Below are 17,869 nucleotides of genomic sequence, written 5' to 3' on the forward strand. Positions count from 1 at the left end.
CTCTGAGGTATGAACTCCAACCACGCACGAGTGTGCACCAGCCCCGAATGGGCCCAGAAGTTGCAGACCTCGGTACTGCCCACGGTGACGGCCGGAGCCGAGTTGGGCACGGTGATGCTGGAGGTCGGCCCGGGCCCCGGCGCCGCCACCGACTGGCTGCGGCACCGCGTCGAGCGGCTCGTCGCAGTCGAGTACGAGCAGCCCGCCGCCGAGGCGCTCGCGGCCCGCTTCGCCGGCACCAACGTCGAGGTCCACCACGGCGACGCCACCGCGTTGACCTTCGCCGACGACACCTTCGACTCGGTGGCCTGCTTCACGATGCTGCACCACGTCCCCACCCGGGCACTGCAGGACAGGCTGCTCGCCGAGGTCCTGCGGGTGCTGCGCCCCGGCGGTGTGCTGGTGGGCTCGGACAGCCTGCCCGGCGACGGGTTGCACCACTTCCACGAGGGCGACACCTACAACCCGGTGGAGCCGTCGGGCTTCCTGCCGCGGTTGCAGACGCTGGGCTTCGAGAAGCTCACCATCGGGGTGGGAGGCAGGTTGACCTTTGTCGCCCACAAGCCCGGGGCCGCAGCGAGCAGGTGACGGCGGGCGCCGTCCCCGGTCCGGCGACCCGGGCCGCTTTCCGGGCGCGGTCGACCGCGGGCCGCGGCCCCCTGACCGCTCACCGCCGTCCCTGTGAGCGGTCAGCGGGCCACCGCCGTCCCTGTGAGCACTCAACCCCTCACCGCCGCGCCCCGGCCGTCAGCGACGACGGCCGGGGCACGGCGGTGCCGTGACGGCGGATCACGACCTTCGACGCGGACGGCCTCGGCCGTGTCCCGGCCCGGGGAGTCCGTCCGTGCGCGCGGTCAGCCGGCGAGTTCCTCGCGCAGGCGGCGGGCGGCGGCGACCAGGCTGTCCAGGGAGGCGCGGGTCTCGGGCCAGCCGCGGGTCTTCAGACCGCAGTCGGGGTTGACCCACAGCCGCTCGGCCGGGATGGCCGCGAGGCCGGCCCGCAGCAGGGAGACGGCTTCGTCGGTGCTCGGGACGCGTGGGGAGTGGATGTCCCAGACGCCTGGGCCGACCTCGCGCGGGTACCCGGCCTCGGCCAGTTCGCCGGCGACCTCCATGTGGGAGCGGGTGGCCTCCAGGGAGATGACGTCCGCGTCGAGGTCGTCGATCGCGGTCATGATCGCGCCGAACTCGGCGTAGCACATGTGGGTGTGGATCTGGGTGTCGGCGCGGACGCCGGAGGTGGCGAGGCGGAAGGCCTCGGTGGCCCAGTCCAGGTAGGCCGGGCGGTCGGCGGCGCGCAGCGGCAGGGTCTCGCGCAGGGCCGGCTCGTCGACCTGGACGACGGCCGCGCCGGCGGCCTCCAGGTCGGTGACCTCGTCGCGCAGGGCGAGGGCGACCTGACGGGCGGTGTCGGCGAGCGGCTGGTCGTCGCGGACGAAGGACCAGGCGAGCATGGTGACCGGGCCGGTGAGCATGCCCTTGACCGGGCGGTCGGTCAGGCCCTGGGCGTAGCCGTACCAGTCGACGGTCATCGGGTGCGGGCGGGAGATGTCCCCGGCGAGGACCGGGGGCCGTACGTAGCGGGTGCCGTAGGACTGCACCCAGCCGTGCCGGGTGGCGAGGTAGCCGGTGAGCTGCTCGGCGAAGTACTGGACCATGTCGTTGCGTTCGGGCTCACCGTGGACGAGGACATCCAGTCCGGCCTTCTCCTGGTAGGCGATGACCTCGCGGACCTCGGCCTCCATCCGCTCGCGGTAGGCGGCGGCGTCGATCCGGCCGGCCGTCAGGTCGGCGCGGGCGAGGCGCAGTTCGGTGGTCTGGGGGAAGGAGCCGATGGTGGTGGTCGGCAGCAGCGGCAGGGCGAGGCGGGCGCGCTGGGCTTCGGCGCGCACGGGGTAGGGCTGGGAGCGGCGGGTGTCGTCCGTGGTGACGGCGGCGGTGCGGGCGCGTACGGCCGGGTCGCGGGTGATCGGGGAGTCGGCGCGGGAGGCGAGGTCGGCGCGGTTGGCGGCGAGTTGGGCGGTGATCGCGCCGGTGCCCTCGCGCAGGCCGCGGGCGAGCAGCGCCGCCTCGGCGGCCTTCTGCCGGGCGAAGGCGAGCCAGCGGGAGATCTGCGGGTCGATGTCGCGTTCGGCGGTGGCGTCGATCGGGACGTGCAGCAGCGAGCAGGACGGCGCGACGTCGACGGTGTCGGCGAGGCCGAGCAGGGTGGCCAGGGTGGCGAGCGACTTCTCCAGGTCGTTGATCCAGATGTTGCGCCCGTCGATCACCCCGGCGACCAGGCGCTTGCCGGGCAGGCCACCGGCGGCGGCGAGGTCGTCCAGGTTGCCGGCGGCGGGGCCGGTGAAGTCCAGCGCCAGGCCGTCGACCGGGGCCTTGGCGAGGACGGGCAGGGCGTCGCCGAGGCGGTCGAAGTAGCTCGCGACCAGCAGCTTCGGCCGGTCGGTGAGGGCTCCGAGGTCGCGGTAGGCGCGGGCGGCGGCGTTCAGTTCGGCGGGGGTGCGGTCCTGGACGAGGGCGGGCTCGTCCAGCTGGACCCAGGTGGCACCGGCCGCCCTCAGGGCGGCCAGCAGCTGTGCGTAGACGGGCAGCAGCCGGTCCAGCAGGGTGATCGGCTGGAAGTCGGCGGCGACGCCGGGCGCGGGCTTGGCGAGCAGCAGGTAGGTGACCGGGCCGACCAAGACTGGCCGGGCCTCGTGGCCGAGTGCCAGCGCCTCGGCCAGTTCCCCGACGGCCTTGGCCGGGTTCGCGGCGAACACCGTGTCGGGGCCCAACTCGGATACCAGGTAGTGGTAGTTGGTGTCGAACCACTTGGTCATCTCCAACGGCGCGACGTCCTGGGTACCGCGCGCCATGGCGAAGTAGCCGTCCAGCGCGTCGGCCTCGACCGCGTCCCGGTGCCGGGCGGGGATCGCACCGACGGCGACGGTGGTGTCCAGCATGTGGTCGTAGAGCGAGAAGTCACCGGTCGGGACTTCCTCGATGCCGGAGTCGGCGAGCTGCTGCCAGTTCCCCCGGCGCAGGTCGGCGGCCGTGGCCAGCAGCACCTCGGCGGCGACCGCGCCCTTCCAGTACCCCTCGATCGCCTTCTTCAGCTCCCGGCCCCGGCCCTGGCGGGGGTAGCCGTACACGGTGGCGAGGGTTGCCGCGGCTGCGGACTTCGCTGTCAAGGGACTCTCCTTCGCGAGCCTGATTCCTGATCCCCGGGACGGGACGAGGGCGCGAAGGAGTGACGAAACCGGGCGGCGGCCGCCGTGAAGGCGCGTGCCTGATCCGCCTGGTGTGGTCGCCGACCCGCCCACGAGGTCACCGGATGGCCGCACGCGGATCGTCCGCGGGCGGGCAGTGGCAGGTCTTCGGACTCACCGGCACGCCCACCCCTTCGAGGGGGCGGACACCTACTGGCCGTCGCTTCCCAGACCCGTCCGGGCCCAGTGCGTATGACGGCGGTCGTTCCGGTTCACCGCTGCGGGGCAGTCCCGGATTCCCACCGGGTTCCCTCTTACGACGCGCCTGCCTGGCGGACAGGGCGAACCAGCTGCACGGCCAGCTTAGGGGCAAACCGCCGGGACGGGGGTGTAAATCACGTGTGGCGTCCGCATGGTGAGACTCCGTCACCGTCACCGGTGCCGTCCGGGGCCCCGAAACGCACCGTGGGCTCGAAGTTGGCGCGGCGGGCGGCGCGGCGGGCGGCGCGGCGACCAGGATCGTCTCGTAGCCGGTCACGTGCCGTCCTTCCTGAGAGTGGTGATGATCGCCGAGAAGTCCAGTCCGGTGCCCTCGGCGGCCGCGAAGTCCGCGTACAACTGCGCCGCCTTGCGCCCGAGTTCGGTGGGCAGGCCCGCGGCCTCGGCGGCGCCGGCGGCCAGTCCGAGGTCCTTGGCCATCAGCGCGGCGGCGAACCCGGCGGCGTAGTCCCGGTTGGCCGGGCTCGCCGGAACGGGCCCGGGGACGGGGCAGTTGCTGGTGAGCGCCCAGCACTGCCCGGAGGCGGTGGAGGCCACCTCGAACAGGGCCTGGTGGCTGAGCCCGAGACTCTCCCCGAGGACGAAGGCCTCGCTGACCCCGATCATCGAGACGCCGAGGATCATGTTGTTGCAGATCTTCGCGGCCTGTCCCGCCCCGGAGGCGCCGCAGTGCACGACCTTGCGGCCGATCGCGGCCAGCAGCGGCTCGACCTCGGCGAAGTCGGCCTCGTCGGCGCCGACCATGAAGGTCAGGCTCGCGGCCTCGGCGCCGGGCACTCCGCCGGACACGGGCGCGTCGACGGCCCGGTGCCCCGCGGTGCGGGCCAGGTCGGCGGCGACCCGGGCGTCCCCGACGGCGATGGTGGAGCAGTCCACGAACAGTGCCCCGCGGGCGGCCGCGGTCAGGCCCTCGTAGGCGTCCAGCACGTGCCGCCCGGTCGGCAGCATGGTGATGACCACCTCGGCTCCTGCCACCGTCTGCTCCGCCGACGCGGCGACGGCGATCCCGTGCCCCGCCGCCCGCTCACGGGCGTCCGCCGAGAGGTCGTAGCCGGCCACCCGGTGCCCGGCCTTGACGAGGTTGGCGGCCATCGGGCCACCCATCTTGCCCAGTCCGACGAATCCGATGGTCAGGGTCACCAGCGCTCCAGGGGGGTGGTGGTGGAGAGGCCGAGCTCGCGCTCACCCAGCGGGGCGAAGTAGCGGGCCACGGTGGCGGGTTCGACAGCGCCCAGCGTGGCCGGGCTCCATTTCGGCGAACGGTCCTTGTCGATCACCTGCGCCCGGATCCCCTCCGCGAGGTCCGGCGTGGAGAGCGCCGCGCAGGAGGTGCGGTACTCCTGGTCCAGTACGGCCTCCAGCGGGCCGAGCGCCCGGGCTCGGCGCAGGGCCGCCAGCGTCGCCTTCACGGCGGTCGGGGAGTTGGCGGTGATCCGGTCGACGGCCTTCTTGGCCTCGGGTTCACCGCTCTCCCGGAGGCGGTCGAGGATCTCCTCGACGGTGCCGGCCGCGTAGCAGCTGTCGATCCACGCGCGCTGCCCGCCCAGCGAGCCCGTCGGCGCGGGCTCGACGTGTCGCTCCAGGGCGTCGTGCACCGGCAGCTCGGCGAGGTCGTCGAGCAGCGCCGGCACCCGTTCGGAGGGCAGGAAGTGATCCGCGAGCCCGCAGACCAGCGCGTCCGCCGCGCCGACCGATCCGGCGGTCAGGGCCAGGTGGGTGCCCAGCTCGCCGGGTGCCAGGGCGAGCAGATACGTGCCGCCCACGTCGGGGACGAAGCCGATGCCGGCTTCCGGCATGGCGATGCGCGTGGTCTCCGTGACGATCCGCACGCTTCCGTGGGCGGAGACGCCGACGCCGCCGCCCATGACGATGCCGTCCATCACAGCCACGTACGGCTTCGGGTAGCGCGCGATGCGGGCGTTGAGCCGGTACTCGTCGCGCCAGAACTCCTCGACCGCGCCCGGGTCCCCGCCGGTGGCGGCGCGGTGGATGGCGACGATGTCGCCGCCGGCGCAGAAGGCCCGGTCCCCGGCGCCGGTGATGACGACGCTCTCCATCCGGTGGTCCTTCTCCCATGCGTCCAGGGCCTCCGCGATGCGCAGCACCATGGTGTGGGTGAGGGCGTTCAGGGCTGCGGGCCGGTTGAGGACGATGAGGCCGGCCCGGCCCTCGCGCCGGAGGATGACCTCGTCCAGGTCGGAGCCGGGCATCACGCGGCCCCGGTCAGGCCGCGGGCGACGATGACGCGCATGATCTCGTTGGTCCCTTCCAGGATCTGGTGCACCCGCAGGTCGCGGACGATCTTCTCGATGCCGTATTCGGCCAGGTAGCCGTAGCCGCCGTGTAGTTGGAGCGCCTGGTTGGCGACCTCGAAGCCGGTGTCGGTGGCGCAGCGCTTGGCCATCGCGCACAGTTGCGGGGCGCGTGGGTCCCCCCGGTCCAGGGCGTTCGCCGCCCGCCACACCAGCGCCCGGGCGGCCTCCAACGCCGTTGCCATGTCGGCGAGTCGGAACTGCAGGGCCTGGGCGTGTAGGAGGCGCGCACCGAAGGCCTCGCGGTCCGCCAGGTAGCCGGTGGCCCGCTCCAGGGCGTCCTGCCCGCCGCCGAGGGAGCAGGCGGCGATGCCGAGGCGGCCGCCGTTCAGCCCGTTCATGGCGATCCGGAAGCCCTCGCCCTCGCCTCCCAGGAGGCGGCCGGCGGGCAGCCGGACACCGTCCAGCCGCACCTGCCGGGTGGGCTGGGCGTTCCACCCCATCTTCTTCTCGTTCGGCCCGAACGAGACCCCGGGGTCGCCCCGCTCGACGACGAACGCGGAGACCCCGTCGGCCCCCGGCCCACCGGTGCGGGCCATCACCAGGTAGACCTCGGCAGCCCCGGCGCCGGAGATGAACTGCTTGACGCCGTCCAGCACCCAGTGGTCGCCGTCCCGGCGGGCCCGGGTGGTCAGCGCCGCGGCGTCCGAGCCCGCGCCCGGCTCGGTGAGGCAGTAGCTGGCGGGGGTCTCCATCGCGCAGAGTCCCGTCAGCCAGCGGGCGCGCTGGGCGCCGTCGCCGTAGCGGTCGACCATCCAGGCGACCATGTTGTGGATGGACAGGTAGGCGGCGATGGACGGGCAGCCGGTCGCCAGCGCCTCGAAGACGAGCACGCCGTCGGCTCGGGTCAGCCCGGATCCGCCGGACTCGTCGCGGACGTACACGCCGGCCAGGCCCAGGTCGGCGGCCTTGCGCAGGACGTCCACGGGGAAGTGCTTGGTCTGGTCCCACTCGACGGCGTTCGGCGCGAGGTGTTCGCGGGCGAAGGCCCGGGTCGTGTCGACGATCGCGAGTTGATCGTCGGTCAGGTGCGTGTGCACGGCGTTCACCCCATCGTCGGCATGGTGAAGCTCGCGCCCTCCTTGACCCCGGAGGGCCAGCGCGAGGTGACGGTGCGGGTGCGGGTGTAGAAGCGGACGGAGTCCGGCCCGTGCTGGTTGAGGTCGCCGAAACCGGAGCGCTTCCAGCCGCCGAAGGTGTGGTAGGCGATCGGCACCGGGATGGGCACGTTGACACCGACCATGCCGGTGTTCACCCGGCGGGCGAAGTCCCGGGCGGTGTCGCCGTCCCGGGTGTAGATGGCGACGCCGTTGCCGGACTCGTGCTCGCTGGGCAGGCGCAGCGCCTCCTCGTAGTCGGCGGCGCGGACGACGGTCAGCACCGGGCCGAAGATCTCCTCCCGGTGGATCCGCATGTCCGGCGTCACCCGGTCGAACAGCGAGGCGCCGAGGAAGTAGCCGTCCTCGTGCCCCTCCAGGCGGAAGTCCCTGCCGTCGACGACGAGTTCGGCGCCCTCCTCGACCCCGATGTCCAGGTAGCCGCGGACGCGTTCCAGGGCGTCGCGGCCCACCAGCGGGCCGAAGTCGGCCGAAGGGTCGTCCGAGCGGCCGACCTTGAGCGCGGCGATCCGCTCGACCAGCTTCGCCACCAGGGCGTCCGCGGTCTCCTCCCCCACCGGGACGGCCACCGAGATCGCCATGCAGCGCTCGCCGGCCGAGCCGTACCCGGCGCCGACCAGCGCGTCGGCCGCCTGGTCGAGGTCGGCGTCCGGCATCACGATCATGTGGTTCTTCGCCCCGCCGAAGCACTGCGCGCGCTTCCCGTGCGCGGCGGCCGTGGCGTACACGTACTGCGCGATCGGCGTGGACCCGACGAAGCCGAGCGCCTGCACCCGCGGGTCCTCCAGCAGGGTGTCCACCGCCTCCTTGTCGCCGTTGACCACGTTGAGCACGCCCGGCGGCAGCCCGGCCTCCAGGAACAGCTCGGCCAGCCGCAGCGGCACCGAGGGGTCCCGCTCGGAGGGCTTGAGGACGAAGGCGTTGCCGCAGGCCAGCGCGGGCGCGGCCTTCCAGAGCGGGATCATCGCGGGGAAGTTGAACGGGGTGATGCCGGCGACGACGCCGAGCGGCTGGCGCATCGAGTACACGTCGATGCCGGTGCCGGCGTTGTCGCTGAACTCGCCCTTCAGCAGGTGCGGGATGCCGGCGGCGAACTCCACGACCTCCAGGCCGCGTTGGAGGTCGCCGTGGGCGTCGGCGACGGTCTTGCCGTGCTCGGCGGAGAGCAGCCGGGCCAGCTCCTCCTTCTCCTGCTCGACCAGCTGCAGGAAGCGCAGCAGCACCCGGGCGCGGCGTTGCGGATTCCGGGCCGCCCACGCGGGCTGGGCCTGCGCGGCGTCGGCGATCACCGCCTCGGCCTCGGCACGGCTCGCCAGCGGCACCCGGGCCTGCACCCGGCCGGTGTTGGGGTCGTACACGTCGCCGAAGCGGCCAGAGGTGCCGGCGACGGGCTTGCCGCCGACGAAGTGGGTCAGTTCACGGACCATCGGTTCCTTCTCTCGACAGGATCGGGGAGAGGAGGAGTGGAGGCCGCCGCCGACGGGCGGGCGCACGGTGGCGCGGCCCCGCGGCGTCACGGTGGCGGTGGCGGTGGCATGACGAACCGTCAGAGCAGGTGAGCCTGAGCCCCGGCAGTCGTCGGCACAGGACAGCCAGGAGCAGCGGAACGGGAGCAGCCCGGAGTCATGCGTGTCGTCTCCATCCTCGTGGAAAACACGGATCACCCGCGGCCGGTATCCTGACTCCCGGATCGACGCACGCCCCCGGGCCTTCCCGGCTGGCTGCCAGTGGCCGTCTCCTGCGAGGACGAACTCCCCGGTCACAGTGGCGGGACCGTGCCGGACTCACACCGGCTTCCCTGACACCGCGGACCTGCCATCGACCATATAGTTGGACGTCCTAGTAAGTCCAGGGGTCCGAGCACGCGTCGCGTCATCGGTATCCCACTGGGCCGAACGCCACGCGGGTCGTGCGAATGCCCCGGAGAGGTGATTCCGAGCCGTCTCCCGGATGAAACGGTGCCCGCACCGGCGGGGACCGCCGGCCGGACCTTCCGGACTCCCTCAACTCTTCCGTATCTGCACAGGGCGGACGCCGGATCAGTCGATCTCCTTGCGCGCCTCGATCAGGAAGCGCGCCGAGTGCGCCACGAACGGGCCCTCGGAGCGGATCCGGGCGTCCAGCTCGCGCAGCCGGTCCCGGTAGGCGTCGACGGTGAAGCCCGGGACCATCCAGATCACCTTGCGCAGGAAGTACACCACCGCACCGATGTCGCGGAACTCCATCCGCAGCCGCTCGGAGCGCAGATCGACCACCTCCAGCCCGGCGGCGCGGGCCTCCTCGCTCTCGACCTCGGGACGACGGCCCTCGCGCGCCTCCGGCTGCGGCCCGAGGAAGTACTCGACCAGCTCGAAGACGGACGCCGGGCCCACGTGCTGGGCGAAGTAGCTGCCCCCGGGCCGCAGCACCCGGGCGATCTCCGTCCACCAGGCCCGCACCGGGTGCCGGCTGGTGACCAGGTCGAAGGCTTCGTCGGCGAACGGCAGCGGGGGCTCGTCCTGGTCCGCGACCACCACCGCGCCCAGCGGGTGCAGGAGCCGCGTGGCGCGGGCGATGTTCGGTGGCCAGGACTCGGTCGCGGCGAGGACCGGCGGGAGCCATCCCTTCGGCTCGGCGAGCCGCAGGGCACCGGCCAGCACCTCGCCACCGCCGGTCTGGATGTCCAGGGCCGCCACCGTCGTGCCCAGCCGCTCGGACAGCAGCCGCTGGTAGCCCCAGGAAGGGCGCTCCTCGGTGGCGCGGCCGTCCAGCCAGGAGAAGTCCCAGCCGTCCACGGACACGGTCTCGGCCTCGGCGATCAGCTCTTCGAAGGTGCGCATGCACGCATCATCCCGGCGTGGGCTCCGCACAGCCACCGGATTCCGCGCCGGGCGCGTACCGAAGCACCAGCTCAAACCGCATCCGCAGACTCCCGGCGGCGATCACCCCGGTCACCGGCTCCGTGCCGCCGCCGTCCGCCTCGAAGGCCACCAGCACACCCGGCGACTCGCCGCACTGCCGCTCGACCGCCTGCCGCTCCTCGCACGTGGGCACCCGGAACACCGGGTCCTGGAAAGCCGCCGGGCAGCGGACGTACAGCGGATCGGCGAAGACCAGCTCCAGGCCGTGGTGGTAGGACAGGTCGTACCCGGCCGCCAGGCGCAACTCGCCCGGGCGCCAGGAGAAGACGTCCCAGTCCCACCAGGAACCCTCGGGCAGCTCGACCGGCTGCTCCTCCGGGCGTGCTCCGGGGCACGCCCCCGGGCCGGCAGCCGGCGCCGCTTCCGGCTCGGCTTCCGGCTCGGCTTCCGGCCCGGCTTCCGGCCCGGCTTCCGGCTGGGCTTCCGGCTGGGCTCGACGAGCGGTCGTTCGTTGCTGCTCCGGATCCACCCGGTCCCCCTTCTCTCCCCCCGGCCCGTGACGCCTTCGAAAACCGGTACCCCGCAGCGGACTTCCTCCGCGACGATGGTGGCATGACCAGCTCCCCCATCGCGCGTTTCTATGACGCCTTCGCGGCCGGCTACCACCTCCTCTACGCCGACTGGGAGGCCTCCGTCGCCCGCCAGGGCGCCGCGCTGGACACTCTGATCCGGGACCGCCTCGGCGACCGCGCCGCCGAGGTGCTGGACTGCGCCTGCGGCATCGGCACCCAGGCGATCGGCCTCGCCGGGCGGGGGCACCGGGTCACCGGCACGGACATCAGCCCGGTGGCCGCCGGGCGCGCCGCCGTCGAGGCCGCCCGGTTCGGGCTCGACCTCCCCATCGCGACCGCCGACATGCGGCAACTCCCCTTCTCGGACGGCTGCTTCGACGTCGTCGTCTGCGCCGACAACGCACTGCCCCACCTGCTCACCCCCGGGGACGTCCTGGCCGCGCTCGGTGAGATGCGCCGTGTCCTGCGCCCGGGCGGCCTGCTGCTGCTCACCACCCGTCCGTACGACGAACTGCGCCGCAGCCGGCCGTCCTCCACGCCGCCGCAGACCACCGAGCGGGAGGGGCGGAGGTCCGTCGTCTTCCAGCTCTGGCAGTGGCACGAGGACGGCGAACGGTACGACCTGGAGCTGTTCCAGCTGCTGCGCGACGACGCCGGGCAGTGGCGGGTCGATGCCCACCGCTCCACCTACTGGGCGCTCACCCGGGCGCAGTCGAGCGGCTACGCCGAGGAAGCCGGCTTCACCGGGGCGGCCTGGAGGGAACCCGCCGACAACGGGTTCTTCCAGCCGGTCCTGATCGCCCTGAGGCCCTGAGCCCTGGCCTGGCGGCCCGCCAGGAAGAGCTCAGGGCCGCCTCCCGCCACGGATCACGCCCCGCCGGGACGACGAGCCACCAGGTGGTGCCACTCGTGCCCGCACCCCGCGGCGCAGAACCGTTCCCGGCGTCGCGCATCGGCGAGACCCAAGGTGTGCACCAGCAGACGGAACGCCTTGATCCGCTCGTGCGCCGGGGTCAACGCGGCCACCTTCCCCAGCTGGTGCTCGATCGGCCCCCGCGTGACCAGGACGCACGGCGTGTACGTCGGCCTGAGCCCGGCCAGCCGGACGGCCTCCGACGCGTCGTCCGTGCCGGCACGAGCCTGCCGGCAGAACTGATCGAGCTCCCGCAGCACGAGGCGCTGGTCCTCGTCCGCCAGCCCCTCGAACCAGCCGATCCCTTCCGCCATCGGCCGCAAGCCCTGCGCCAGCTCGTTGAGGATCACTGCCCGCTCGTACATCCGCCCCTCCTGCGCTCGGTGCGCGCGACCTTCCCAGATCCGCGGGCCGTCCGCCAACCCGTTATCCGGGGCCGTGGACCTCCCCGCGCCCCGTCACCGACCGGGGTCGCCGCCCACCACTCCGATGGCACCCCTCTCCCGTCCGTCAGCGCCGCCGCAGCTCGCTCCCCTACGAACGCGACCTCTACGACCCCCACCTCGCCACCGCCTCCCCGACCCGCGCCGCACCGTCCTCCCGCGCCATCGCGCGAGCCGCCACCTCCGCCCGTGTACGCAGGGACCGGTCCTCGACGGCCCGGCGTACGGCCTCCGCCAGCCCGCCGGCGGTCAGGTCGGCGAACCGGACCGGCGCGGTGGCAGCGCCGACCCGGACGAGCCGGTCGGCCCAGAAGGGCTGGTCCGCCATCACCGGGACCGGAACGCTCGGGACCCCGGCTCGGAGGGTCGCCGCCGCCGTACCGGCTCCGGCGTGGTGCACGACGGCGGCCATGCGGGGGAAGAGGTGGGCGTGCGGCAGTTCGCCGACGCTCAGCACGTCGTCCCCCTCGCCGGCGATTCCGGCCCAGCCCGCCTGCAGCACCCCCCGGACACCCGCCCGCCGGAGCGCGTCCACCGCGAGGACGCCCAGCCGCTCGCCCTGCCCCGCCGCCATGCTGCCGAACCCGATGAACACCGGCGGCGGACCGGCCCGGAGGAAGTCCTCGACCTCGGCCGGAAGCCGGTAGTCCGCGGCGACGTGCGGCCACCAGTTGCCGACCACCCGCAACCCTGCCCGCCAGTCGGCCGGGCGGGGCACGAGGGTGGGACTGAACCCGTGCAGCACCGGCCAGTTCGCCCGGTCCACTGTCCGCCGCCGTGCGCCGTGGGAGAGCGCCGGGAGGCCCAGCCGCTCCCGCAGCCGTCGCGCGGCCCCGGTGTGCAGGCGGTCGACGACCCGCTGGCCGAGCGCGCCCGCGGCCCGGTTGCCCCACCTGCCCAGCGAGCGGCCTCCGCCGACGACCGGCGGGAACTCCCCGGTCGGCAGGGTGGGTTGGAGGTAGACACCGAGACTCGGTACGTCCATCGCTTCCGCGAGGTGCCAGCCCAGCGGTGCGGTGGTGGTGCTGAGCAGCAGCAGGTCGGCACCGGGCGCAGCCGCGTCGGCGAGCGCGTCACCGAGCCGGTCGATGAACGCGGCCGCTCGCGCGAGCAGTTCGGGGCGACCGCCCTTGGAACCGGCGGGCGCCCCGCGCGGGTCGACCGGGAGCGGTCGGAACTCCAGGCCGCTGTCGGCCGCCGACTCGCGGAAGGTCTCCGGAGCGGCGAGCGCGACGTGGTGCCCCTCGCCGCGCAGGTGCGCCCCGAGCCCGGTGTAGGGCGCGACGTCACCGTGCGAGCCTGCGGCCATCACGAGGATCCTCATCGCGTCACCTCGGGGTCGATCGGCGTCTCGGAGTCGTTCGTCGGCCCGGTGCCGTCCGTTGGCCCGGTGCCGTTCGTTGGCCCGGTGCCGTTCGTTGGCCCGGTGCCGTTCGTCGGCTGAGACGTGTTCGCCGTCTCGGGTTCGCTCGCCGTCTCGGGCCCGTTCGCCGAATCGGGCTCGTTCGCGCGGTGCCGTTCGGCGTTGCGGCTGATGGCCGTGCGGAGGTAGCCGGCCAGGCCGGGGCGTTGCTCGGCCGCCGGTACGACGAGTGCGAAGGCGCGGGCGTCCGCCTCGTAGTCGTCGGCGATCCGGCAGTGCATCTCGGGCGGGCAGGGCGTGAACCACCGGGTGACGTGCCGCCGGTGTTCCTCGGCGAGGTCCAGCACCACCGCGTGGTCGGCCGGCAGGCCGTCGTCGAAGGCGGCCAGCAGACGGCCGCGCCACTCGGCGGCCTCCGCCATCAGTTGCCGCCAGTCCTCCTTCGAGTGGGTGGCGGCGCGGGCCAGGGCTTCCCGGTGGCTCTCCCGCTCGCCCCACTTGAGGTGGGCGTCGGCGGCGTAGCTGAGGTCGAAGACGACGTCGCCGAAGACCTCGAAGCGTTCCTCCGGGCCGAGCTCGACCCCGGTGCGCTGGACCTCGATGGCCCGCTCGGCGACGTCGACCAGCTTCTGCAGCCGGGCGATCTGCTCGGTGAGGGCCTGCCGCCGGGCCAGCAGGTGGTCCAGCGCGTTGGCCTGCGGGTCCGCCAGGATGTCGGCGATCTCGTCGAGCGGGAAGCCGAGTTCCCGGTAGAAGAGGATCTGCTGCAGCCTCGCGAGGTCCGCGCCGTTGTAGAGCCGGTAGCCGGCCGGGCTGCGTTCGCTGGGCGACAGCAGCCCGGACCGGTCGTAGTAGTGCAGGGTCCGAATGGTGACCCCGGCGAATCCGGAGACCTGTCCCACCGACCAGCTCATGAGTCCTCCCGTGCCGTCCGTGCCGCCCGTGCATCCGTGCGTTCGCTGTGCCCCACCGTGCGGCCTGACGTGGGGTGAGGGTCAACACGCGCAGCTCGGCGGCCTGCCCCTGGGGCCGGCCGGGAAGCAGGGCCGGTCAGGTCTCGCGCTGCGGGTGGTAGGCGGTCTCGGGTATGCCGAAGGTCCAGGCGACCCCTGCGCGGGCGGTGCGCGTGCTCGGGGGGACGCGCAGCCAGTAGGTGCGGTGGGTGCCGTCTGGCTCGGGAGTGGAGTTGACCACCTCGACCATCACGACCGGTTCGTCGTCGGGTAGGACGATCCGCCAGAGCACACCGGTCTCGTCGCGGTGGATGGGCTCGGCACCGGAGTCGGCCAGGTAGCGGTCGTAGCCGTAGTGCTCCAGCAGGACGCGGCGCAGCTCGGCGTTCTCCTCGGTGCGGATCCGCTCGACCGTCACCTCGGCCAGCCCCGCCAGGAACTCCGCGGGAACGGGCATGCCGCGCCAGGCGTGCAGGGCGAATCCGTCGGCGTACTCCAGCGCGGGCCCGTCCGCCCGGTCGAGCCGCCCGGCCTCGTCGCGGTGCAGCTCGGTCGGCCGCTCGCTGAGCAGGGCCACCTCGCGGTAGGGCCACCACCAGCCGGCCTCCCGGGCCAGCTCGGCGAGCGGCGCGACGGCGTCGGCGCTCGCCCCGGCGGCCTCGAAGGCGGCGAACCACGGCGCGTCGTGGTGGCCACGGACGGCGTCCAGCAGCGCGAGCCGGACGGTGGTGCGGCGGGCCCGGGCCCCGGTGGCCACGGCGGTGTCCGCCTCGCGGTCGGCCTCGGGCGCGAGCCGGTCGAGCACGGCGTTGCGCACCCGGTCGGCGAGCGGGGTGGTGACCGGGCCGAGCTCGCCGCCGGTCAGTGCCCAGTGCGCCGGCCAGTCGGCCGCGCCGACCTGCTCGACGGTCCGCCGTCGGGCCTCCTCCCAGGGCCGGGTGCGCACGGCCTCGCGCACGCTCTGGGCACCGGCGGCCCGCAGTTCCATCGCCGCCCCGGCCGCGGCGAGCGGCGAACCGAACCAGCGGATCGCCACGGGTTCGGGCAGCCCGGCCGCCCGGTAGGCGGCCCGGACGGCGCGCTCGGCCACCGCCCGGTCGCCCGTGCCGGTGGCCGCGGCGGCCGCCCGCCAGCGGGCCGTCACCTCGGCGGGACCGGCCGCCGCCGGCGCGTCCGTGGTCCGCGCGGCTGCCGGCTTGTCGTGGGTCACCGTCTCCATCGCCTGCTCCGTTCCCGGCCGGGCTCCCCACCCGGCTGTTCCGCTCGTGTTTCCGTTCCCGCGGGCCCCGCCCGCGGCCGTGCCACCGCCCTCCGCCCACCGCCTGCCGACCCCGTACGGCGGCCGGTACGGCGCCCCGCCCGACGGGCGCAGTGGACGTCAGTCCGCGACCATCCGCACCGCGCCGGGGACGTACTCGCGCTGACGGACCACCCGGTAGAAGCCCTTGGGCAGCGGTATCGCCGCGTGCTCCTCGTGCACCACCCGGCCGCCCTCGGGCAGGTGCAGCCAGCCCGCGCCGAACGGCCCGGCCTCCCGGCGCAGCTCGCCGGGGCCGACCACGGCGTGCGCGTGCCCGGTGACCTCGCCGAGCGCGAGCACCATCCGGCCCCTCGCGTCCCGGGGCTGCACGGCCAGGTCCGCCACCCGCGGCTGCACCGCACCCTCCTCGACCGGCACGATCAGCACGTCACCCTGGCGGTACATCAGTCCTCCCTCGCCGTACGGCCGGACCCCGGCGGACGCCGGAGCCCACGGCTCCGCAGCGCCTCCCGCGGTCACTCTCCGGAGCCATGACCGGACCATAGGGCAAGGGTCTGACAACGCGCCCCGGCGCCGACCCGCCCGCCGGGTTGTCAGTCCCTGCTGGTAGACAGTTGTTCGGCCCAGACCCCGGAGGAGCGGCGCATGACTGTCAACGACCACATCGAGCGGTTCCACGGTCTCCCCGTCTTCGACTTCGTCGAGGCCTTGGAGGAGTCCGCGGAGCGGGGTGGTTCCGCTGCGCTCCGGCTGCCGGACGCGGCCTCGGCCGCCTGGCGGATCAACCTCGACTACGAGTCCGGGTCGACGTTCGCCGAGCACTGGCAGCAGTTCCTCGACGCCGTCGACACCGAGCGGGTCACGGCCGTGGTGATCGGCCAGTGGTCGCCGGAGGAGCCGGACAGCTTCCAGGAGCCGATGGAGGCGGTCGTCGCCGCCGCCGGTCGTCTGCCCGCCCTGCGCGCACTGTTCGTCGGGGACATCACGTTCGAGCAGTGCGAGATCTCCTGGATCCAGCAGTGCGACGTCACGCCGCTGCTGACGGCTTTCCCTCAGCTGGCGGAGTTGGTGGTGCGCGGCGCCTCGGAGGACTGGGACGGCAAGGGCGGCCTGGCCCTGCAGCCGCTGCGGCACGAGGCGCTCAAGGCCCTGCGCTTCGAGGCCGGCGGCCTGCCGGGCGCGGTCGTGCGCTCGGTGGCCGGCTGCGACTTCCCGGCGCTGGAGCGCCTGGAGCTCTGGCTGGGGGTGGACGAGTACGGCGGCGACGCCACGATGGACGACCTCGCACCGTTCCTGGACGGCACGCGCTTCCCCGCGCTGCGCCACCTCGGCCTGCAGAACAGCGAGTTCGAGGACGACATCGCGGCCGCCGTGGCGCACGCGCCGGTGGTCGCCCGGCTGGAGTCGCTCAGCCTCGCCATGGGTGTGCTGACGGACCAGGGTGCCACCGCGCTGCTGGAGGGCCAGCCGCTCACCCACCTGCGCGCGCTCGACCTGCACCACCACTACCTCACCGACGAGCTGCAGCAGCGCCTGCGCCAGGCCCTGCCCGGCGTCGAGGTCGACCTGTCCGAGCCCGGAAAGCCCGACGGCCGGCGGCGCTACGTCGCCGTCGCCGAGTAGCCGTCAGCGCCCTCCCGCCCCCGTCCGACCGATCGACCCGACGACCAGCCAGGACCAGACATGACCGTCTCCCTACACATCGAGCGCTTCCACGAGCTGCCGATCCACGAGTTCAACGCCGAGGCCACCCGGCCGCAGCCCGCCGCGGGCGCCGTCGCCTGGCGCCTCGCCCTCGAATACGGCTCCGAGCAGGACTTCGGTCAGCTCTGGCAGTCCTTCCTCCGGACCGTCGACCCGGCCGGCGTCCGCGCCGTGGTGATCGGTCCCTGGTGGCAGGAGGGCTACGACTCCGTGCGCGCGGTGGTCGAGGCCGTCACGGCCGAGGCGGAGCGTCTGCCCGCCCTGGAGGCGCTGTTCCTCGGCGAGGTGACCTTCGACGAGTGCGAGATCTCCTGGCTGGAGATGGACGACGTCACCCCGCTGCTGACCGCGTTCCCCGGGCTCAGGTCGCTGACCGTGCGCGGCGGTATGGATCTCGTCCTGCAGCCGGTGCGGCACGACCGGCTGACCAGCCTGCGCTTCGAGTCCGGCGGCCTGCCGTCCACCGTGGTGCGCGCGGTGGCGGGTTCCGAACTGCCCGCGCTGGAGCGCCTGGAGCTGTGGCTCGGCGTGGACGAGTACGGCGGCGACACCACGATGGACGACCTCGCACCGTTCCTGGACGGCACGCGCTTCCCCGCGCTGCGCCACCTCGGCCTGGCCAACAGCGAGCTGCAGGACGAGATCGCCGCCGCCCTCGCGCACGCGCCCGTGGTCGCCGGGTTGGAGTCGATCGACCTCTCCATGGGCGTGCTCTCCGACGAGGGCGCCACCGCCTTGCTGGAGGGCCAGCCGCTCACCCACCTGCGCGCGCTCGACCTGCACCACCACTACCTCAGCGACGAGCTGCAGGAACGCCTGCGCCAGGCCCTGCCCGGGGTCGAACTCGACCTCGGCGAGGCCGAGGGCGGCGGCCCGGACGACGATGACGACCGGTACGTCTCGGTCGCCGAGTAGGCGGGTGG

15 protein-coding genes, 1 pseudogene and 2 riboswitches are annotated in these 17,869 nt (G+C 73.8%); of the genes and pseudogenes, 4 read left to right on the forward strand and 12 right to left on the reverse strand.

What is annotated here, in order from left to right:
• Positions 1-9: 9 nt before the first annotated feature.
• On the forward strand, positions 10-588 hold the full coding sequence (locus ABTY56_RS00330; protein ID WP_350624847.1) for a class I SAM-dependent methyltransferase: 579 nt from the start codon (positions 10-12) through the stop codon (positions 586-588).
• Positions 589-854: 266 nt separating this feature from the next.
• On the opposite strand, the gene metE is transcribed toward ABTY56_RS00330, so the two are convergent.
• The 7 genes from metE to ABTY56_RS00365 all read right to left on the reverse strand — a co-directional run bounded on the left by metE (position 855) and on the right by ABTY56_RS00365 (position 10,266).
• A complete protein-coding gene (metE, locus tag ABTY56_RS00335) occupies positions 855-3,170 on the reverse strand; it encodes a 5-methyltetrahydropteroyltriglutamate--homocysteine S-methyltransferase (protein WP_350624849.1) in 2,316 nt (771 codons plus the stop codon).
• Between the two features lie 160 nt (positions 3,171-3,330).
• A riboswitch (cobalamin riboswitch) is annotated at positions 3,331-3,555 on the reverse strand.
• A 167-nt stretch (positions 3,556-3,722) separates the two neighbouring features.
• The gene (gene mmsB / locus ABTY56_RS00340; protein WP_350624851.1) at positions 3,723-4,607 is read right to left on the reverse strand and encodes a 3-hydroxyisobutyrate dehydrogenase; all 885 of its coding nucleotides are present in this window, start codon (positions 4,605-4,607) and stop codon (positions 3,723-3,725) included.
• Positions 4,604-5,677 carry an enoyl-CoA hydratase/isomerase family protein gene (locus ABTY56_RS00345; protein WP_350624853.1) on the reverse strand — a complete coding sequence of 358 codons (1,074 nt, stop codon included), beginning with the start codon at positions 5,675-5,677 and terminating at the stop codon, positions 4,604-4,606. Before ABTY56_RS00345 ends, mmsB begins: the two co-directional genes overlap by 4 nt.
• Positions 5,677-6,819, reverse strand: coding sequence for an acyl-CoA dehydrogenase family protein (locus tag ABTY56_RS00350; protein WP_350624855.1), 1,143 nt, complete (start codon positions 6,817-6,819; stop codon positions 5,677-5,679). The genes ABTY56_RS00345 and ABTY56_RS00350 overlap by 1 nt, the downstream gene beginning before the upstream one ends.
• Before the next feature lie 5 nt (positions 6,820-6,824).
• A complete protein-coding gene (locus tag ABTY56_RS00355) occupies positions 6,825-8,324 on the reverse strand; it encodes a CoA-acylating methylmalonate-semialdehyde dehydrogenase (RefSeq protein ID WP_350624857.1) in 1,500 nt (499 codons plus the stop codon).
• Positions 8,325-8,548: 224 nt separating this feature from the next.
• Positions 8,549-8,721: riboswitch (cobalamin riboswitch) on the reverse strand.
• 215 nt (positions 8,722-8,936) lie between these two features.
• Entirely contained in the window at positions 8,937-9,716 is a 780-nt protein-coding gene (locus tag ABTY56_RS00360; protein WP_350624859.1) for a class I SAM-dependent methyltransferase, read from the reverse strand.
• A 7-nt stretch (positions 9,717-9,723) separates the two neighbouring features.
• Positions 9,724-10,266 (reverse strand): hypothetical protein, encoded by a 543-nt coding sequence (locus ABTY56_RS00365; protein ID WP_350624861.1) that lies wholly within the window; start codon positions 10,264-10,266, stop codon positions 9,724-9,726.
• A gap of 83 nt (positions 10,267-10,349) precedes the next feature.
• On the opposite strand from ABTY56_RS00365, the gene ABTY56_RS00370 reads away from it, so the two are divergent.
• Entirely contained in the window at positions 10,350-11,123 is a 774-nt protein-coding gene (locus ABTY56_RS00370) for a class I SAM-dependent methyltransferase (protein WP_350624863.1), read from the forward strand.
• 53 nt (positions 11,124-11,176) lie between these two features.
• Here the strand turns inward: ABTY56_RS00370 and ABTY56_RS00375 are convergent, their stop codons facing one another.
• The 5 genes and pseudogenes from ABTY56_RS00375 to ABTY56_RS00395 all read right to left on the reverse strand — a co-directional run bounded on the left by ABTY56_RS00375 (position 11,177) and on the right by ABTY56_RS00395 (position 15,686).
• Positions 11,177-11,572, reverse strand: coding sequence for a DUF5958 family protein (locus ABTY56_RS00375; RefSeq protein WP_350624865.1), 396 nt, complete (start codon positions 11,570-11,572; stop codon positions 11,177-11,179).
• Positions 11,573-11,771: 199 nt separating this feature from the next.
• The gene (locus ABTY56_RS00380; RefSeq protein ID WP_350624867.1) at positions 11,772-12,989 is read right to left on the reverse strand and encodes a glycosyltransferase; all 1,218 of its coding nucleotides are present in this window, start codon (positions 12,987-12,989) and stop codon (positions 11,772-11,774) included.
• Positions 12,990-13,159: 170 nt separating this feature from the next.
• Positions 13,160-13,942: pseudogene (locus ABTY56_RS00385) on the reverse strand (MerR family transcriptional regulator); the annotation flags it as partial.
• Between the two features lie 136 nt (positions 13,943-14,078).
• On the reverse strand, positions 14,079-15,200 hold the full coding sequence (locus tag ABTY56_RS00390; RefSeq protein WP_350624869.1) for a DUF6745 domain-containing protein: 1,122 nt from the start codon (positions 15,198-15,200) through the stop codon (positions 14,079-14,081).
• A 159-nt stretch (positions 15,201-15,359) separates the two neighbouring features.
• Positions 15,360-15,686: a DUF8820 family protein gene (locus tag ABTY56_RS00395; RefSeq protein ID WP_350624871.1), complete on the reverse strand. Its 327-nt coding sequence runs from the start codon at positions 15,684-15,686 to the stop codon at positions 15,360-15,362.
• A 201-nt stretch (positions 15,687-15,887) separates the two neighbouring features.
• On the opposite strand from ABTY56_RS00395, the gene ABTY56_RS00400 reads away from it, so the two are divergent.
• Together ABTY56_RS00400 and ABTY56_RS00405 are read left to right on the forward strand one after the other, a co-directional pair.
• Positions 15,888-16,865 (forward strand): STM4015 family protein, encoded by a 978-nt coding sequence (locus tag ABTY56_RS00400; protein ID WP_350624873.1) that lies wholly within the window; start codon positions 15,888-15,890, stop codon positions 16,863-16,865.
• A gap of 60 nt (positions 16,866-16,925) precedes the next feature.
• The gene (locus ABTY56_RS00405) at positions 16,926-17,861 is read left to right on the forward strand and encodes an STM4015 family protein (RefSeq protein WP_350624875.1); all 936 of its coding nucleotides are present in this window, start codon (positions 16,926-16,928) and stop codon (positions 17,859-17,861) included.
• Positions 17,862-17,869 lie beyond the last annotated feature (8 nt).

This window comes from Kitasatospora sp. NPDC097691, from assembly GCF_040302665.1.
Classification (GTDB): domain Bacteria; phylum Actinomycetota; class Actinomycetes; order Streptomycetales; family Streptomycetaceae; genus Kitasatospora.